This is a genomic window from Vibrio maerlii (assembly GCF_003415655.1).
GTDB lineage: Bacteria > Pseudomonadota > Gammaproteobacteria > Enterobacterales > Vibrionaceae > Vibrio > Vibrio maerlii.
Genome location: NZ_QRHC01000002.1, coordinates 40592 through 56402, shown reverse-complemented (window position 1 = coordinate 56402; position 15811 = coordinate 40592). Strand labels below are relative to the sequence as shown.

The following is a 15811-nucleotide window of genomic DNA, read 5'->3' as shown; positions in this document are numbered from 1 at the left end:
TGGATAAAAGCCAATCTAACTATAGATAAATCAGTATTTTAGGTTTAACCTCAATAGAGAGATTAAATTGACTAGGAGAGCAGGGTGTCTATTTCTGGAATTCATTCAGGTATGCAGATTATTCAGCAGTCTTATCAGCAGATGGAGAAAGCATCAGAGGATGTTCAATCACTGAGCTCAGATCCGTTACAAACTCAATCTCTTGATTCTCTCCCTGAAAAACCTGCCGAAGCAAAACCGAATCAAATTGATACTGTTATTGCGATGAACCAAGCTCAGTCTTATAACCGAGCTGGTGTGAATATTGTGCAGCGTAGTAATGAAATGATAGGGACGTTACTCGACGTCCAGGTATAGAACTCTCGCCCTCATCAAATCCATTAGGTCGTACCATGCAATCTGCTGAGCAACACCCATCTCACTCGTCGTCGATAAGTTCCAATCCAGACACAAACAAGAAGAGCAACAACTTAAGTATATTGCTCGAGCTATTGCAGTTCATTAAGCCATATAAGGCTAAGGTCATCGCTGCACTGGTGGCGCTGATATTTACCGCGTCGTTAACCCTGACTGTCGGCCATGGCGTTCGAATTCTTATTGATCAGGGTTTTGCTCAGGCATCTTTGCAACAGCTCGGTGAAGCAATCCGTTTTATCGTCTTGATTACTATCTTGATTTCGATAGGTACCTTCTTTCGCTTTTATTTGGTTTCTTCGGTAGGAGAGCGTGTCAGCGCAGATATTCGACTCTCGGTGTTTAATCACGTCATTACGCTCCATCCTAGCTACTTTGAGACCAATGGTAGCGGTGACATTATGTCGCGTATCACGACCGACACCACCCTGCTTCAAAGCATTATTGGTTCGTCATTTTCCATGGCGATGCGAAGTGCACTGATGTGTATTGGTGCCATTATCATGCTGTTTGCCACCAATATTAAACTCACCCTGATTGTATTGGCCTCGGTGCCTTTTATCCTGGTGCCTATCTTGGTCTACGGTCGTCGGGTAAGGGCCTTGTCTCGAAAAAGCCAAGATTCGATGTCCGATGTCGGTAGTTATGCCGGTGAGGCGATTGAACATATTAAAACGGTCCAAAGTTACAGCTATGAGCATCAAGAGCGTGTTTCTTTCTCTGAAGAGGTAGAAAAGGCGTATGAAATAGGTCGTCAGCGCGTCAAACAGCGAGCGATATTGATTGCTGGTGTTATCGCCATCGTGTTCTGTGCGATATCAGGGATGCTTTGGGTTGGTGGCAGCGATGTGATAAACGGCAATATGTCTGCAGGTGACCTCGGGGCGTTTGTCTTCTACGCCATTATGGTAGCGTCCTCGCTTGCGACAATTTCTGAGGTGTTGGGTGAATTACAAAGAGCAGCGGGTGCGACAGAACGCTTAATCGAGATACTGCAAGTGGAAAGCGAGATTACCTCACCACTGCAAACCACATCAACGAGCAACTTGGCAGCGGAAGTGTCATTTCACGATGTCGATTTCCATTACCCATCAAGACCCGGCCAATCTGCGATCAGCCAACTCAACTTAACCGCGCACGAAGGTAAGGTGTTGGCACTCGTTGGTCCTTCAGGTGCGGGTAAGACGACGCTGTTTGAGCTGCTCCAGCGTTTTTACGACCCACAGTCAGGCTCGGTTACCTTGGGTGGTGTCGACATCCGTGAATTTGAACCACAACACCTACGGCAGCAAATGGCGTTAGTGCCGCAACAACCTGCATTGTTCAGCCATGATGTCTTTCATAATATTCGTTACGGTAATCCTGACGCCACCGATGAACAGGTGATTGAAGCGGCGAAAAAAGCCCATGCTCATGAATTTATTACTCAGTTGCCAGAGGGTTACCAGAGCTTTTTGGGTGAACGCGGTGTGAGGCTATCTGGTGGTCAACGTCAGCGTATTGCCATTGCCCGTGCCATTTTAAAGGACCCGCAAATTCTATTGCTGGATGAAGCAACCAGTGCCCTTGATAGTGAAAGTGAGCATCACGTTCAACAAGCGCTAGACGAGTTAATGCAGGGTAGAACCACAATCATAATTGCACACCGACTCTCTACCATTCAGCATGCCGACCAAATTGCTGTGTTAGAAAATGGCCGCGTAGTTGATGTTGGAAACCACACTTCCTTGCTGCTAAGCAGTAAGCTTTATAAGCGATTGGTCGACCTACAGTTTAAACATTTGGAATCGTGAGAATATTAATCCACACGATAAAAATTTTTCGTTTTAAAACCTGACGCGTAAGCCTCATATTCGCCCCCGAAATCAATGTTCAATTACTCGGGGGCTCCTTCATTGCAAACTCTTCCACAAGCTGAACTTCAATCAAAAGCACAGCTGCCAACTAACTCGAAATCTCAGATAGTCGTGCCTGTCGTTGCGCTTTCTCTGTACGCAGTGGCTTCGGGATATACCATGAGTTTGATTCCATTAATGCTTCCTCATTATGGTCTCGATAGCTCATTGGCGAGTTGGTTGGCAAGTGTGTTTTATGTTGGCTTGTTGGCTGGTTCACTAATGGTAGAGCCGATTGTGGCGAAAATTGGTCACCGCAATGCCTTCATTGGTTGTCTAGTGGCGTTTATCGCTAGTGTTGCAGTATTGCCGATGTCGGGCAGCGCGATGATTTGGCTAGCCGCTCGTTTTCTTGCCGGTATGATTGTTGCGGGCATTTTCGTTACGGTTGAGTCATGGCTTCTTGATGGTGAAGCATCGGGCCGTGCCAAACGTGTTGGCTTATATATGATTGCACTCTACGGTGGCAATGCGATTGGTCAATTAGGTATTGGTACGATTGGTGTGAAAGGTGAAGCGCCATTCATTGCGATTTTCTCAATGCTTGCATTGTCGATTTTGGTGCTGGTGTTTGGTCGCTCGCAACAACCGGAAGCGGCACATTCGGAGTCTTTGTCTCTGCGTCAAATCATGAAGCTGAGCCATGCTGCGATTATAGGTTGCATTATCTCCGGATTAACTCTGGGTGCCATTTACGGTTTGATGCCGCTAGAGCTTCGCCAACGTGATCTAAGTAACGAATACATCGGTGGTTTGATGGCGTTAATTATCTTAGGTGGTATGGCAGTTCAATTTATTGTTCCGGCATTGTCTAAGATCTTTGGTCGCACCTTATTGATGGCTCTGTTTTGTTTCGTTGGCGGCGGTGCAATTGCAATGACCGTGTTGTTTGACGGTTCGGTAGTGTTAGCGCTTAACCTGTTTATTTTGGGGATGGCTACCTTTGCGCTTTACCCAATCGCAATCAGCTTAGGCTGTGAAGGTTTAGACGGTAAATACATCGTATCTGCGACCCAAATTATGTTGTTTAGCTACAGTATCGGTTCTGTATCTGGCCCTGTAATTGCGGACTGGTTCATGCAGTCACAACAAGGCTTGATGGGTTACTTGTTTATTTTCTTGTTAGCAACAAGCATCTACATGTTGTTCGCAAGTGTGAAAAGCCACCGTCAAATCATGGCTGGTGAGTAATCGATAACACAAACAAGGGTATAGCAATTAGATTGCTATACCCTATTTTATATTTACAGCCTCACAAACGTGTGAGTGTGGCATGAAATGGCAAGTTTGATTGCAAAAGATTCCCTAAACTCTATCTCGTACTCAACAAGAACTGATTTAGGGCTAAGCAATGAGCAAAGAAAATAAAGTATACGGTTTTAACACTCCACAGCGTCTATTCGTTGGCTATTCTCTGGCAGTATTAGTTGACTTGGTGGTACTCAACTTTTTCGATGAGTATTGGGAGTATGTCAACATTGAGTCGTTCACTATCTCTTTTGCAGCCGCAATTCTTCTTCAGTTACTGCTTAAGTTCTCTATTGGCTTGGAGCATAAAATTGCCAATTATTTCAAAGCAAAAGAAGGTCTAGCTCCTAAGATTTATCGTGGTCTATCGACTTACGTTATCTTGGTAGGCTCTAAATTCCTTATGCTAGAAGCGATCAACCTGATGTTTGGTGACAAGGTGAGCTTTACTGGTCCATGGCATGGTGTCGTTGCCTTCTTCGCTGTTGTCTTTGCTATCTTGATTGCAGAAGCGATAGTTTCAAGAATCTACTTCGCATTAGAAGGCAAAGAACAAAAAGCGTAATAAAAATAATAAGATAAAAGAAAGGACGAGTTCTATGCTCGTCCTTTTTTCGTTGTGTATGCTTAATCTACCTTGAGCCGTTCCTACGTCCAGAAGGTCATTGCAATGAAGGTAAGAGCAACGATACAAGCAATATTGAGTAGGATACCAACACGCATCATCTCATTTTGTTTGATATGACCAGAGCCAAATACAATGGCATTCGGAGGTGTCGCTACCGGCAACATGAAGGCACATGACGCTGCAACGGCAATCAATACCGATAGAATCACCGGTGACATACCAAATGCCTCTGCCACGGTTGCAAATACCGGGATGAGTAGTGCTGCGCTTGCTGTATTACTGGCAAATTCAGTTAAGAACACCACGAATACCGCAATCACGGCAATGATGAAGAACACACCTAGGTGAGAGATAAGCTCGCTCAGTCCGTTAGCTAAGAACACACTGGTACCTGTCGCTTTTAGGACATTACTTAAGCAAATACCGCCACCAAATAGGATCAAAACACCCCAGTCAGCGGTCTTTTCTATATCTTTCCAGTGAACTACTCGCGCGAAGTTAACCGCAACGATAGCACCCAACGCGACGATGGTATCGAACTTAGCATAGCCACCAATCATGGCATTAATTGGTTTACTGAAGATCCAAAGACAAACCGTTGCTGCAAAGATCCCAAGGGTTACGACTTTCCCTTTATCCCAGTTAACGGGTTCGTAATTCAGCTCAAAGCTACCGGCTAGATCTGGTTTGGTGACAAAATAGAGCACCGTGACAGCAACGGGTAATAAAATTACTGCTGTAGGCACACCGTAGAACATCCACTCACTAAAGCTCAAACCTACTTCTGCAGCTGCAATAGCATTGGGTGGGCTGCCGACAATAGTTGCTATTCCACCGATACTTGCACTGTATGCAATCCCAAGCAAAACAAACACATAAGTTTTATGTCCGCTTTCCGAATTGACCTTACTTAATACACCCAAAACTAGGGGTAGCATCATAGCTGCGGTTGCGGTGTTACTGATCCACATGGAGAGTGCTGCGGTAACACCAAAGAGCATGAATACCGCGACGCTCATTTTTCCTTTGGCAAGGATCAATACCTTGTCAGCAATCACCTTATCTAACCCTTGCCTGTGCATGGCTGCTGCAAGGGCAAAGCCACCTAAGAATAAGAATATGATGGAATTGGAGAAATTATTGAGCGCTGTCTGAGTATTAAAAATACCGAAAAGCACCGCCATGATTGGAACCAAAATAGCAGTTACGGTCACGTGTAATGCTTCCGTTAGCCAGAGTATGGCAATAAATATCAGTATGCTGAGCCCGAGCACTACTTGAGGTTCGAACGGTAAGGTGAAATAGAGGATGGCGAATAAGGCAATATCCGCCAAAATGATTAGGCTGTTGCGGTTAAAAAACCACTCCCGAGTGTTGGAGGGTAGCGGGACAGTATCATTCTTATGCATTGTAATTTTCCTTGTATTGTCCGTTTATCGTTATTGATTGAGCAATGCATATGATCTCATACTGTTATTTATAAAAATATTTTGTGTTGCGAAATTGTAAGCCGCTTCAAGAGAGTGAAATGAAGTCGATAATTGAGTATGAAATAGGCAGCATTTTTACAATGAAATAATGAGTTTTAAATCAGTCAAGTGCGATGAGTTCGACGCAAAAACCTGTCAAGGAAGAGAGGGGAACTTTTTAGGAATTGATACGAAAAATGCCCACCAGATCAAATATCTAGTGGGCACTGAAATCATTCATATTTAATGATTGAGAGTCTTACTCGTAGTCAGAAGCGTAAGTGTCTTCGTAAGAGTGAGAGTAGAACTCAAATAGGTTGCCAAACGGGTCTTCTAGGTAAACCATTTGTGCTTGCTTAGAATCATCTTCTGGGTGGTAACGGTGAATATCCATACGTACTTTACCGCCAAATTCTTCTACACGTTTGATTGCTGATTCAAACTGCTCTTTTGGCAGCTGTAGGCAGAAGTGGAAGATACCTAGGCGAGAGAAATCAACGTTATGACGCTCTTCACGATCTACCATTTCAAATAGCTCAATACCGATACCATCAGTGGTCACTAGGTGAGCGATGTTGAAGCCTTTGAAGCCTTCGCCAAATACTGCGATACACATACGACCGATAGCAGATTCGCGCTCTTCGATGACTTTAGTGTTGTTCATTACAATGCGAAGACCTAGCGCTTTAGTGTAGAACTCTACTGCTTTGTCCATGTCGCCAACCATGATACCAACGTGATTCATTTTCATAACTTTCTCCAAAAACTGATTTGATTATTTGTTTCGTGTGTCGTTTCGATATGGAGAAGTATAGGTATGAAGTTTTGAATCGTGAAATTATCAATAATTATAAAGATAATAAATTATTGTTATCAATGAGAGACTATCAAAGTACTCCACACTAATTCATGGAGTACTTGGTATTGGTGAATAGGCATGAACCTGTTTGAAGGATTACTTTGTTGTCAGCGCCGTACCATCAAAGTGAATACCTGCCCACCCGTGCTCGATAAAGTTGCGGATATTGGCATGGTCATCACCATTAGGGTTCTTTAGAACGTCGTCGCGATAGAACTGACCAAAACACGCCAGTGTCGATGATTCGTCTAACCCTTGAATCTGAGCAAACGCAAAGATCTTACATGAGCCATTGTTTTGACCTGCTTGGTTCTCGGTCTCGCCATTTTTGAAGCTGACAGGGTGAAAGTCAAAATGCTCGTCAATGACTTGCATGGTTTGCTCAAACATCACCTCATTCGGTGTTGTCTTGAGTCGTTCTAGAAATTGATCCATATAATTCTTCCTTGGTTATTTTTCAAAAACGGTACTTTATCATCTGGCTAATGAAGTAACCCTTTAAAGTTGTTTCTTAAATTTACACCGGATGCGCTAGCCATTGGCAAGGCACCAGTGACATTTCACTGAACGTTGCTGTGAACGAAGACTTCAGTGGGCTACATGCATAGACACCAAACTTTACGTTATTACTCGCTGGTAGTGGCGGGTTCGCTTTGCCCATCTCAGTGGTTGTTTCACCAAGCTTGTGAAGGTGGAAAATACGCATCTGTTTAAAGGTCGTGCCATCGATTGAGGATTCAATCAAGAAGTCAGGGCCACGACGGCTCAAGCGGTACCAAATGTGGTTTGGTAGTGCGATATCTGTGGTTGCCCAATCAGAGTATCCTAAATTCGTTACCACGCTGCCTAGGCGAGAGAATTCCTCATTCTCATACTCGATGGACGCTTTGAACCAATTGTCGTTATCGAGATAGATAATCAAACCACATTGGTCAAACTGCGCTTGGTAATCGAAATCTACGCGAGTAGTAAACGTGAAGTTTTCCCCAGATTCGATTTGCAGGGCAGGTGCATTGTCGTTTCTGAAGCCGTAATAAGAGCGCTGCCAGAAATCGGTCTCTGGTTCTGTCGTGATCGTAACCGACTTAGAGGTTACTTGATGTGTTTTAGGTTCGTTAATCCAAGAACCTCTTGTAAAATCAACCATGTAGGAGTTCCATCGATATTGTTATTACTGCATGTTACTGCAGGCTTGTGTTTTATTCACTTGATAGCGATCATAGTTAGGTCAACAGACCCTACACAAATTAAACCTGAGCAGGTAATAGGGAGTAAACCACGGCAATGAACCTTTCCCAACTAGAGGCCTTTTGTGCCGCAGTACAACATGGCTCGGTCTCAGAGGCGGCGAGACAGTTAGATTACAAACGGACCAAGTTGAGCATGGCGATAAAAGCGCTTGAGCAAGACTTGACCGTTGAGCTTTTTGTTAGAACAGGCAATCAATTAGTGCTATCCGAGGCTGGGAAGGCGATCTTCAAAGATTGTGAGCACATGTTGGTGACGGCGCAACGTATCCGCCAAACCTGTGCGAATGTATCGGGCGAGTTTAATGCCGAAGTCTGGATTGCTCGCGATGACTCTTTGCCTGATGAACTGTGGCATGAGCTGGCTCATAATCTAAATAATCAATTTCCCTCTACTGCGTTTAACACCGTCCTTGCATCAAGTGGTGACCTAGCTAACTTGGTTGAAACGGGTCAGGTAGACTTTGCGTTTGGTGTTGATTATGAACGAATTGATTATCCGCAGATCACTTTCAATCCATTAGGGAAAATACGTTTAATGTCTGTGTGTGGTACCGACCATCCATTGAGTAAGATGCGTCGAGTATCGGATGAAGAGCTTCGCGCGCACATGCAGGCCTTGATGGTTTACCTCAACGAGAAAGATAACCCAGAGCTCGAACCCTTCTCATTGAGTCACATTGGCTTTTCGAGCTTCGACTATATGTTGGCGTCAATTTTAGACGAGGGGACTTGGGGAGTACTACCAGAACCGCTTATACGCCAACTACTTAGAGAGCAAAAGCTGTCGGTGATTAAGCATACTTACGGATTGATTCAAGAAGATTTTTGTATGTTTACCGCCACAGGTATGAGTGAGCACCCAGCAATGAGTTGGTTAGCCGACAAACTGAGTGATTACCTGTTTGATTTTTAGATTTATAAATTTGTCAGTCAGTGTCATTATTTTTGACACTATGAGTTGCATATAACTTATTGTTTTAATTGTATATAGTTAGAACTTCCACTTCTTGTCATCAAACATTCACCAAGTTTCATTTGTGAGTTGTTGTTAAGTTAGCCAACATAGGTGATGTATTCTCGACTAGGAAAACATCATGTGTGACAGGAAAACCAACAATCAAAAACAAATCCTTATCTTTTCAGCCCTTTTAGCATCAGGCTTTGCGGTGGGTGGACTGGTTTTAGGATTGCTGGTTGGTTCTCTTGTAATCGTATTTGACGGTGTTTACTCCCTAGTTAGCCTACTGTTAACTTTATTGTCACTAAGCGCAGCTTACTACATCAGCCGTCCGCAAAAATCTCGTTTTCCGTTTGGTAAATCGATGATCGAACCGATTGTAATTGCGATCAAGGCGAGTGTGATCTTAGTGATCGTGGGCTATTCATTGTTTTCAGCGGTCCAGGCGCTCTTCTCTGGTGGCCGCGAGGTTGATGCATCTATTGCGACTATCTTTGGTATTGTGAACGTTCTTGGTTGTGGTTTCGGCTGGTGGTATATCGCTAAGAAAGGCCGCCAGGTTGAGTCTGGTCTCATTGACGCAGAAGCGAAACAATGGCAAATGGATACACTACTGAGTGTTGCCGTAACCTTAGGTTTCTTAGCTGCGCTTGCTTTGACTTATTCTCCATGGGCGGAATACGCGGTATATGCAGACCCAATGATGATGGTTGCGATGTCTTTTTACTTCATCAAGGTACCGTTTGATATGTTGCGTGATGCAATGCGCGAACTATTAATGATGCGTCCGAGTGGTGAGCTATGTCGCTCAGTGGGCAAAGAGATTGCGATTGTAGACGGTGAATCTACACCAGAGCTGTCATTAGCCGCATTAACTAAAGTTGGTCAGGAGCTCCGAGTTGATGTGGATATGCGTGTAAAGCAATCGAGCGTTTCAGTGGTTGAGCTAGAGCGCATCCGTAATACCTTAAAGAAGCGCCTATCTAAGCACGCAAGTCGATTGCAGCTGCATTTGAACGTAGCGGCGTAACACAAGCTCAATACCTAATTTAACGGATCTATCTACAATGTCAGCCTTGATTGAATAAAGTCGATGAAGGCTGATATTCGTTTTGAAACGTTCGACGAACGATAATAAACCGCGTTTACCTGCTCTCGACCTGTGTTAGTCAGTTTCTCATCTTCAAACAACGGGATCAGTTTCCCTTGTGCAATATCTTCTTTGACCATAAAGCCAGACAGGCACGCAATCCCATTTCCCATCAAGGCAAGCTGCCTGACGGTTTCACCATTACTAGAAACGGTCGCTGGCGTAATCTGCCCAACACCAGGTAGAGGCCATTCATTCAGTACTTTAGGGCCTGTAAAGCCGATCAATTGATGACTGATGAGGTCTTGTCCTGATTTTGGAATACCGCGCAGGGCTAGGTAGTCTGGCGATGCCACCAAATACAGTAAGCTTTTACCAAGCGGCTTTGCATGCAAGGTTGAATCGGTCAATTGGCCGATACGAATCGCGACATCGGTACGTTTCTCTAAGAGGTCAACAAAGCCCTCATTAGAAGTCAGCTCAAGGTCGATTTCTGGATAGTGCTGCTTAAAGTCCTTCACTAACGGTACTAATTGATGCAAGACAAAAGGGCTTGCCGCATCCACTCTCAGTTTGCCCTTTGGCTTTTCGCCCCTCGCTGCAATCTCTTCTTCTGCTTGTTCAATAAGGTTGATGCCGTGGCGGATAGCATCGATAAACGCGCGTCCTTCTTCTGTTACGCTCACACGGCGAGTCGTCCTGTTGAGCAGTGATATACCAAGTTGATTCTCGATTTTTGCTACCGCACGCGATACCTTCGCGACTTGGATATCTAGCGCCTGTGCAGCTGAAGAAAAGCCACCAGTGTCGACAACCGCCAATAGAATCTGCAGATCATCCGAGCGTGTTCGCATATCACTCTTCCCAGTTCTTAAAATAGTATTTTTGCAAAATATACAAAAGTCATTTGTTATTTGCACTGTTTTTTGCAACTCAATTTCTCTTAATAATAGCGCCAACAAAACAGGACGGGGTTCACGATTTCTTATTGTTAAGCATCGAAGAGCCAACGACCCCATATTCAGAACGAGCCGATTGCTCATATGAGCGATCGGTTTATCAAGAACAAAGAGAGTAAATTATGCCTTTAGCACTATTGGCGCTGACATTAAGTGCCTTTGCCATCGGAACCACAGAATTCGTTATCGTAGGACTATTACCAACCATGGCGACCGACCTGGGTGTATCACTGCCATCAGCTGGCTTATTGGTAAGTCTTTACGCATTAGGTGTTGCGATTGGCGCACCGGTATTGACAGCATTAACCGGTAACTGGAAGCGCAAGCATGTGTTGTTGTCAGTAATGGCCCTGTTTGTTGCAGGTAACCTCTTAGCTTGGCAAGCACCAGGTTACGCAAGCCTTGTGACGGCGCGTATCTTAACGGGTCTAGCACACGGTGTGTTCTTTTCCATTGGCTCGACGATAGCAACGGGTCTAGTTGCAAAAGAGAAAGCGGCAAGCGCAATCGCGATCATGTTTACGGGCTTGACTGTGGCACTGGTAACCGGTGTTCCATTGGGTACCTACATTGGTCAACACTTCGGCTGGCAAGCAACGTTCCTAACGGTTTCTGTACTAGGCTTGATCGCTCTCATTGGTAGCGCACTGCTTGTGCCAAGTAACCTGAAACAACCACCGGCAACTAAGTTGTCGGCTCAGCTAAAGGTTTTAACTCAGCCTCGTTTATTACTGGTTTATGCAATTACAGCGTTGGGTTACGGTGGCACGTTTGTCGCGTTTACCTATCTTGCACCGATCCTTCAAGAGGTGACTGGCTTTGGTGAAAGTGCGATTGGCCTAATCATGTTGGTATACGGTGTGTCTGTTGCTTTCGGTAACATCTGGGGCGGTAAGATGGCCGATAAAATGGGCCCGGTGAAGGCGCTGAAAGTGATTTTCCTTGGTCTTGCAGCAGTACTAGTGAGCTTTAACTTCACAGCATACAATCCAATTGCAGCAGTACTAACGATTCTGGTTTGGGGGGCATTTGCTTTCGGTAACGTACCTGGTCTTCAAGTTTACGTAGTTAAACTTGCTGAGAAATACGCGCCAGATGCCGTTGATGTGGCTTCAGGCTTGAACATCGCAGCATTTAACGTGGGTATTGCACTTGGCTCTTGGGGCGGAGGACATATCGTTGCTGAAGCAGGAGTGATGAACACGCCTTGGATAGGCGCAGTGATTGTAGTTGGTGCGCTAGCGTTAACTTACTTGAGCGGAAACCTAGACAAACGCAGTGCAAAAGTCGCAGAAAGCTACGCATAGCCTTTCTACTTACGCATAGCTTGACGAATTAAGATGAAAGCCTCTTTTGGTCAATGACCATAGGAGGTTTTTTCATTTTCTTTGATAAATCACATAATTATACAATTTCATGACTGCCAACTGCTGAGCTTTGTTCTATATTTTCAAAAGAGTAGCTGACTCCAAGCGAAGAAAAACAACATTCAAGGAAGAGGTCGTCTATGCAGAAGGCACTAAGCTTTGCGATAACTACATTGTCGGTCGCAACTGCGGCAATCAGTCAGCCCGTATTGGCGGATAAGCAGTATGTTCGAAACGGAAATGTCTACACTCATGAAAACCGTTGGGTGGCTAGCCTAGGTGTCTATCACGGCAGCGATTGGTATGTGGGACAAGACCACGATACACTCCTTCTTCCCAACTTTGGTTATCGTGGAGAAGACTTTAACGCTGACTTCCAAGGGATCAATTATCGTTTTCTTGGCACCAATGACGATACCTTTAACATGGCCGTTTTTATTGCTTCTACAGCGATACGTTATGATGAAGATACTGCGACTTCTCTCGAGGGAATGAGTGATCGTGATTTAAGCTACGACATCGGATTGAACCTCGATATAAAAATCGCAAACGGGACACTCTCTACAGACATCCAACATGATATCTCTGGTGGTTATAAAGGCCTAGTCGGTGACATTGTTTATCGCTATCCATTAGTTTTCTCTGCCTTTGAGATCATGCCGTATGCCGGAATCGGATACTTAAGCGAAGACTTCACCGACTACTATTTTGGTGTGAGAGAAAGTGAAGAGACTATCGACCGCCCTCAGTTTTCTGGCTCTAGTGAAGTCAATTACAAGCTTGGCTACCATCTCTATGTTCCAATTACTAAGCAACTGAATATAACCCACACTCTCAACTTTTTTACTTGGGGGGATTCTGCGGATGATTCTCCAATCATCGATGACTCGAACCAGTGGTCGACGACTGTCCTGCTCAACTACCATTTTTAGCTCTTAAGGGTTTACACATACGAGTTCGGTAGAAGGGCATGTAAAGCATTTTTGACAGTCGTGAAAACTTCAGTTTGCGGCCATTTATCGACAATATTGTGAATTATCGACATCCTATGCACGTTTATACGCTCAAGATGAGTGTGATTTATTTTCGCTAAGTTGCAAGGGATGCAAACATGGATAACGAACATAGCTTTAGGGAGAACCTGCTTGCCCTGTTAATTGGGTGTGCAATGGTTTCGCTAGGTATCATCTTCTTTAACAAGGTTGGACTGTTAACGGGTGGTACGGCAGGACTGGCTATTTTTATTACTAAAGTGAGCGACTTTAGTTTCGGTCAGGTCTTCTTCGCAATTAACCTGCCTTTTTACCTCCTTTCTGCCACTCGAATGGGATGGCGTTTCACACTGAATACCTTTGTCGCAGTGAGCTTGGTCTCTTTTGCCGCCGACTACCTCCATCATGCTATTGAAATCGCGTATATCGACCCGCTTTATGCTGCCTTGATTGGTAGTGGTTTGATTGGAACCGGTATGTTGGTGATCTTCCGTCACAAAATGAGTTTGGGCGGCTTCAACATCTTGGCGCTGTTCCTACAAGAGCGTTATGGAATTCGAGCGGGCAAAGTGCAGATGGGCTTAGACTGCTCAATTGTGATCATGTCTCTGTTTATTGTTGACCCAATCATCATTGGCCTGTCCATTCTTGGCGCCGTGGTGACCAATCTGATCTTGGCAATGAACCACAAACCAGGTCGTTATCAGGCGACAGCGAGTTAATTTACAACGACTTAGATAGCGAAATAGCCCACTTTACTACTCATTCTGTAGAGACCAGATTGAGTAGAGACAAAGTGGGTTGTTTCTAGATATTAATCCGCCAGCCACACCGACTTAATATCGGGCCATCCCCAGTTGGTTAACGCCACATCCTCTAACACCCCGTGAAATCGTAATGTCTGCATATGGTGGAACATTGGGGTAATCCAGTATTCATTGACGAGAGGGCTAATCACAGGCTCTAGTTTATCTAGGTAGTCCCCAAGTGCTTCTTGCCCTCGCAATTCTTCTAACTGTTCTAGCAACCACTTCTGACGATGTTTACCTAAGCAATGATGCAATACCGGGTTGTTGTAGAAGTTATTGAAAGCCGACGCCTGACGGTTATCATCCAGATTGATGTTGGTGACGATAAGTGTCTCTTCTAGCTCACCTTTTTGCGCCTTATTGATCAGTTCTCTGAATGAGTAGAGGTGAATTTCAACCTCAACCTTAAGTGAAGAAATACACTGTTTGATGGCATCAGCACAGCGCTTAAGTGCCGTATAGTCATAACCTGCAATCGTCACCGTTTGCGAGAAACTAACAGGTTGCGCGTAAGTGCGCAGCACAGGTTGCCACTGAGGAAAGATATTGCTTGCCGGCACAATACCAAATAGTGCGTTCTGTTGGTCAAGTGCGTCTAATAAAAGCTCTGGCTGAATCAAGGTTGTGAAATATCGCCTTTGCGCTTCATTAAGTGGCTGTTTGGCATTCGCGTTGTAGAGTGCAAATAAGCTCCCATCTTCGGTTCGAGTTTGTTGGCCTGAATGGTTATTGGCAGAACGTGGCATGGAGATGTAATGCCCACAGATCACACCATTAGATGTGATACTTGATTTGGACTCAGGTTCGTCTTCAGAGACAATCCAAACCGTTACATTGTCGGCCAACACTCGGCACCCATAGTATTGATCAAATGCTTGTAGCACCATGCGCTTTTCGGTGTGTTCGATGACCTCAAAGCAACCACTACCAATCACATCGGTTGTTTGGGCATTATTTACTTGAGAGACAGGTTGAACACCATATTTCACCCCGCTCAGTAGGCCGCCAAAGCCCATATCGGCTTTATTCAATTTGAAGATGACCTTCAACGGGTTAGGCGCAGTGACCGATTCAAGATGTGCCAACTCAGCTTGGTAGTTCTTGTGACTCTTTAGTTTGTTGAACAGTGCGGAGATCGTGCCACTGTCGATACTCGATCCATTGTGAAAGGTGAGGTTAGGACGAAGGTAAAACGTCCACTCAAGAGTTTCAGGATTATAGCGCCAGTGGTGTGCGAGATCGGGGTGTAACCTACCTTGAGCATCACTGCTGATTAAGCAACTAAAGACTTGGCGTAGAAAGAAGCGCTCACTGCTTCGGTGACGTTGGTGAGGCACGATGCGCTCAAATGGACGCTTGTAGGTAAGCTGGATATTTAAACGCCCCTCGCGCATTGATGCTCCGGAGGTGCTCTTCAATAAGCGACCAAATTTCGTTTGGTCGTTGCCAAGTATTTCTAATGCTTTCTCATACTTACCTTGGTTGATACGTTCTGCTGCGAGACGCTCAGTAAGCGTATCAACACTAAAATGAAGGAGTAGAGTCGAGCGGTTGTTTCGTCCTGCTTTAGGCGACCAAGTAAGCCATTGCTCATTCTGCATCTGACCCAATAAACTGCGAGCATGGCGAGTACTGGTAAAGAGTTTCTCTGAAACTTCTTGGAGTGTCGTTTTTATCTCTTGTCCAACCCCAAGGGTTTCTAAACGAGAGTAGTAGCGGTATAGGTTTAAGTCAGACATAACAATGGCAGTGTTTGAACGTAACCTAAATTATATGGCATCTGTATGGACTAAAACGAGAAATGAATTGAGAATTATTGTTCCTCATTTGTGTTGTTTCTAACGATATCTTGAGATATTGGGGCCATTAGGGC

General features: G+C 44.7%; 15 protein-coding genes. 9 read left to right on the top strand and 6 right to left on the bottom strand.

Features of this window, described 5'->3' with window-relative positions; all coding sequences use genetic code 11:
• The first annotated feature begins 84 nt into the window (after positions 1-84).
• From DPF91_RS01135 to DPF91_RS01120, 4 genes are all read left to right on the top strand, one after another.
• Positions 85-357 carry a hypothetical protein gene (locus DPF91_RS01135; protein ID WP_117232603.1) on the top strand — a complete coding sequence of 91 codons (273 nt, stop codon included), beginning with the start codon at positions 85-87 and terminating at the stop codon, positions 355-357.
• Positions 358-392: 35 nt separating this feature from the next.
• Complete coding sequence (locus DPF91_RS01130; protein ID WP_117232602.1) at positions 393-2207, top strand: ABC transporter ATP-binding protein/permease; 1815 nt, start codon at positions 393-395, stop codon at positions 2205-2207.
• A gap of 102 nt (positions 2208-2309) precedes the next feature.
• Positions 2310-3500 (top strand): MFS transporter, encoded by a 1191-nt coding sequence (locus DPF91_RS01125; RefSeq protein ID WP_241033733.1) that lies wholly within the window; start codon positions 2310-2312, stop codon positions 3498-3500.
• 160 nt (positions 3501-3660) lie between these two features.
• Positions 3661-4122 carry a hypothetical protein gene (locus tag DPF91_RS01120; RefSeq protein WP_117232600.1) on the top strand — a complete coding sequence of 154 codons (462 nt, stop codon included), beginning with the start codon at positions 3661-3663 and terminating at the stop codon, positions 4120-4122.
• 83 nt (positions 4123-4205) lie between these two features.
• Here the strand turns inward: DPF91_RS01120 and DPF91_RS01115 are convergent, their stop codons facing one another.
• From DPF91_RS01115 to DPF91_RS01100, 4 genes are all read right to left on the bottom strand, one after another.
• Positions 4206-5594: an SLC13 family permease gene (locus DPF91_RS01115; protein WP_117232599.1), complete on the bottom strand. Its 1389-nt coding sequence runs from the start codon at positions 5592-5594 to the stop codon at positions 4206-4208.
• Between the two features lie 319 nt (positions 5595-5913).
• The gene (locus DPF91_RS01110; RefSeq protein ID WP_117232598.1) at positions 5914-6405 is read right to left on the bottom strand and encodes a VOC family protein; all 492 of its coding nucleotides are present in this window, start codon (positions 6403-6405) and stop codon (positions 5914-5916) included.
• 204 nt (positions 6406-6609) lie between these two features.
• Positions 6610-6948 (bottom strand): HopJ type III effector protein, encoded by a 339-nt coding sequence (locus DPF91_RS01105; RefSeq protein ID WP_117232597.1) that lies wholly within the window; start codon positions 6946-6948, stop codon positions 6610-6612.
• 82 nt (positions 6949-7030) lie between these two features.
• Positions 7031-7660, bottom strand: a complete 630-nt coding sequence (locus tag DPF91_RS01100) for a DUF1349 domain-containing protein (RefSeq protein ID WP_117232596.1) — start codon at positions 7658-7660, stop codon at positions 7031-7033.
• Positions 7661-7797: 137 nt separating this feature from the next.
• On the opposite strand from DPF91_RS01100, the gene DPF91_RS01095 reads away from it, so the two are divergent.
• Together DPF91_RS01095 and DPF91_RS01090 are read left to right on the top strand one after the other, a co-directional pair.
• Entirely contained in the window at positions 7798-8676 is an 879-nt protein-coding gene (locus DPF91_RS01095) for a LysR family transcriptional regulator (protein WP_117232595.1), read from the top strand.
• Between the two features lie 181 nt (positions 8677-8857).
• Complete coding sequence (locus tag DPF91_RS01090; RefSeq protein ID WP_117232594.1) at positions 8858-9751, top strand: cation diffusion facilitator family transporter; 894 nt, start codon at positions 8858-8860, stop codon at positions 9749-9751.
• Positions 9752-9783: 32 nt separating this feature from the next.
• Here the strand turns inward: DPF91_RS01090 and DPF91_RS01085 are convergent, their stop codons facing one another.
• The gene (locus DPF91_RS01085) at positions 9784-10665 is read right to left on the bottom strand and encodes a LysR family transcriptional regulator (protein WP_117232593.1); all 882 of its coding nucleotides are present in this window, start codon (positions 10663-10665) and stop codon (positions 9784-9786) included.
• A gap of 227 nt (positions 10666-10892) precedes the next feature.
• Here DPF91_RS01085 and DPF91_RS01080 point away from each other — a divergent pair, with 227 nt between their 5' ends.
• The 3 genes from DPF91_RS01080 (at position 10893) to DPF91_RS01070 (ending at position 13851) form a co-directional block, all read left to right on the top strand.
• Entirely contained in the window at positions 10893-12077 is a 1185-nt protein-coding gene (locus DPF91_RS01080; protein WP_117232592.1) for an MFS transporter, read from the top strand.
• A 200-nt stretch (positions 12078-12277) separates the two neighbouring features.
• Positions 12278-13069, top strand: a complete 792-nt coding sequence (locus DPF91_RS01075; RefSeq protein ID WP_117232591.1) for a MipA/OmpV family protein — start codon at positions 12278-12280, stop codon at positions 13067-13069.
• Positions 13070-13248: 179 nt separating this feature from the next.
• Positions 13249-13851: a YitT family protein gene (locus DPF91_RS01070; protein ID WP_117232590.1), complete on the top strand. Its 603-nt coding sequence runs from the start codon at positions 13249-13251 to the stop codon at positions 13849-13851.
• 92 nt (positions 13852-13943) lie between these two features.
• On the opposite strand, the gene DPF91_RS01065 is transcribed toward DPF91_RS01070, so the two are convergent.
• Complete coding sequence (locus DPF91_RS01065) at positions 13944-15677, bottom strand: SgrR family transcriptional regulator (RefSeq protein WP_117232589.1); 1734 nt, start codon at positions 15675-15677, stop codon at positions 13944-13946.
• Positions 15678-15811 lie beyond the last annotated feature (134 nt).

Excerpts from the sequence above, each read along its gene's own strand:
- DPF91_RS01130 (WP_117232602.1), top strand. The coding sequence starts at position 393 with ATGCAATCTGCTGAGCAACACCCATCTCACTCGTCGTCGATAAGTTCC.
- DPF91_RS01120 (WP_117232600.1), top strand. The coding sequence starts at position 3,661 with ATGAGCAAAGAAAATAAAGTATACGGTTTTAACACTCCACAGCGTCTA.
- DPF91_RS01115 (WP_117232599.1), bottom strand. The coding sequence starts at position 5,594 with ATGCATAAGAATGATACTGTCCCGCTACCCTCCAACACTCGGGAGTGG.
- DPF91_RS01110 (WP_117232598.1), bottom strand. The coding sequence starts at position 6,405 with ATGAAAATGAATCACGTTGGTATCATGGTTGGCGACATGGACAAAGCA.
- DPF91_RS01105 (WP_117232597.1), bottom strand. The coding sequence starts at position 6,948 with ATGGATCAATTTCTAGAACGACTCAAGACAACACCGAATGAGGTGATG.
- DPF91_RS01100 (WP_117232596.1), bottom strand. The coding sequence starts at position 7,660 with ATGGTTGATTTTACAAGAGGTTCTTGGATTAACGAACCTAAAACACAT.
- DPF91_RS01095 (WP_117232595.1), top strand. The coding sequence starts at position 7,798 with ATGAACCTTTCCCAACTAGAGGCCTTTTGTGCCGCAGTACAACATGGC.
- DPF91_RS01090 (WP_117232594.1), top strand. The coding sequence starts at position 8,858 with ATGTGTGACAGGAAAACCAACAATCAAAAACAAATCCTTATCTTTTCA.
- DPF91_RS01085 (WP_117232593.1), bottom strand. The coding sequence starts at position 10,665 with ATGCGAACACGCTCGGATGATCTGCAGATTCTATTGGCGGTTGTCGAC.
- DPF91_RS01080 (WP_117232592.1), top strand. The coding sequence starts at position 10,893 with ATGCCTTTAGCACTATTGGCGCTGACATTAAGTGCCTTTGCCATCGGA.
- DPF91_RS01075 (WP_117232591.1), top strand. The coding sequence starts at position 12,278 with ATGCAGAAGGCACTAAGCTTTGCGATAACTACATTGTCGGTCGCAACT.
- DPF91_RS01070 (WP_117232590.1), top strand. The coding sequence starts at position 13,249 with ATGGATAACGAACATAGCTTTAGGGAGAACCTGCTTGCCCTGTTAATT.
- DPF91_RS01065 (WP_117232589.1), bottom strand. The coding sequence starts at position 15,677 with ATGTCTGACTTAAACCTATACCGCTACTACTCTCGTTTAGAAACCCTT.